This window comes from Coprobacillus cateniformis, assembly GCF_009767585.1.
In the GTDB taxonomy this organism is placed as follows: domain Bacteria; phylum Bacillota_I; class Bacilli_A; order Erysipelotrichales; family Coprobacillaceae; genus Coprobacillus; species Coprobacillus cateniformis.
In genome coordinates, this window is the sequence record NZ_WSNW01000002.1 from 1 (window position 1) to 1,669 (window position 1,669).

The following is a 1,669-nucleotide window of genomic DNA, read 5'->3' on the forward strand; positions in this document are numbered from 1 at the left end:
AGATATTTAAATTTTAACGGGGTATACCCCTTACTCCTCAATTTAGCGGGGAGTGTCTTTTTTTTACTCTAAAATTTGTGGGGTGTATATTCATGTCACTTCCTCCCCGCTAAAAAAAGAGTCCTTTCATATGTTATCATTTGTTTGCGAAAACAATCTTAACTATGAAAGGAGAGTGCTTAACTCATGGATTATGATACTATAAACTTATTTGGTTTACAACCTACTGATGTTCAAAATCTATCTATTACTAGAGAAAATGATTTGATCATTATTTCTATTACTCTTACTCAAAAAATTGAAGTCTGTCCTATATGCGGTAGTCTTCATTCTCATGTCAAAGATTATAAACTTAGAAAAATATCTCATTCTCTCTTTAATATGAATAAATCTGTCATTTATTACAGATGCAGAAGATTTAAATGTATTGATTGTGGTAAAACATTTGTTGAATCTAACCCTTTTTCTTCTCGTAAACAAAGAATTTCTAATGCTACCATTCTCGTTGTCCTCAAAGATTGTAAAAGGCTTAATTATACTTTCTCTTCGATTGCTGAAAAAAATCATATATCTCCTTCCACTGTTATCAATATCTTCGATCAATATGTTGATATGAAACCTGCTCATCTTCCTAGAGTTTTATCTATTGATGAATTTTATTTGGGTACTTTCAAAAATAAATTTGCTTGTATTTTCATCGATTGGGAATCCGCTCAAATCATTGACATTTATCCAAGCAGAAAGAAATATGACCTTTATTCATATATGCAATATATTGATAAAAAGGACTTTGAAAATGTTCAATATGTCAGTATTGATATGAATACAACTTATAGAGATTTTGCTTATCATCATTTTAAAAATATCGTTGTCATGGTTGATTCTTTTCATGTCGTTAAAAACATCAATGATGCTCTTAAAAATTTAAGAATACATATCATGTATAAGTATGATAAAGATAGTGTTGAATATTATCTTCTTAAACATTGGTATTATCTTCTTATGATGAGAAAAGGTGATATTGAAGATAACTTACCTAAATTTAATAAGAAAATTGGATATATGATCAACAAACCTCAAATATTGTCATTGATACTTGATATAGATCCTTTACTAAAAAAAGCTTATCTTTGGAAAGAAAATTATTTAGACTTCAATGAGGATTATACATTTGATACTGCTTCTATAAGATATGATGAATTATATAATGAACTTAAACAAATGCGTATCAACGAATTCAAAGATGTCATAAGTTTTCTTGAAAATTGGAAAACAGAAATATTAAACTCATTTATCTACATAGATGAAAGAAGAATATCAAATGGTCCTATTGAATCTATCAACGGAAGAATAAAAGTACTTATGAAAACATCATTAAAATATAAAAATTTTGAAAGATTAAGAAACAGGATCATGTTTTGCATCAATAAAAATTCACTACCATTAATGACAAATGAAAAAAACTCACATAAAGTAGAAGGCAAAAAAAGAGGAAAGTATAAAAAAAATAAATAACCAAAAAAAGAATTGTTTTCGCACAATAAAAGGTATCTAAGACCCCGCTAGATTTTAGACACCTTTTTTCAACTATAAATAAAGTGGGGAGTTAATACTCCCCGCTAAATTATAGAGTCTTATTTTGACAAACCCCGCCAAAATTTAGAGACCC

1 protein-coding gene is annotated in these 1,669 nt (G+C 28.1%); it reads left to right on the forward strand.

Annotated elements, in window-relative coordinates; all coding sequences use genetic code 11:
• Nucleotides 1–186: 186 nt before the first annotated feature.
• Nucleotides 187–1,515: an ISL3 family transposase gene (locus tag GQF29_RS17910; RefSeq protein WP_117598760.1), complete on the forward strand. Its 1,329-nt coding sequence runs from the start codon at nucleotides 187–189 to the stop codon at nucleotides 1,513–1,515.
• Nucleotides 1,516–1,669 lie beyond the last annotated feature (154 nt).

What these genes read in the sequence shown, in the direction of transcription:
- GQF29_RS17910 (WP_117598760.1), top strand. Translation starts at nt 187, where the DNA reads ATGGATTATGATACTATAAACTTATTTGGTTTACAACCTACTGATGTT.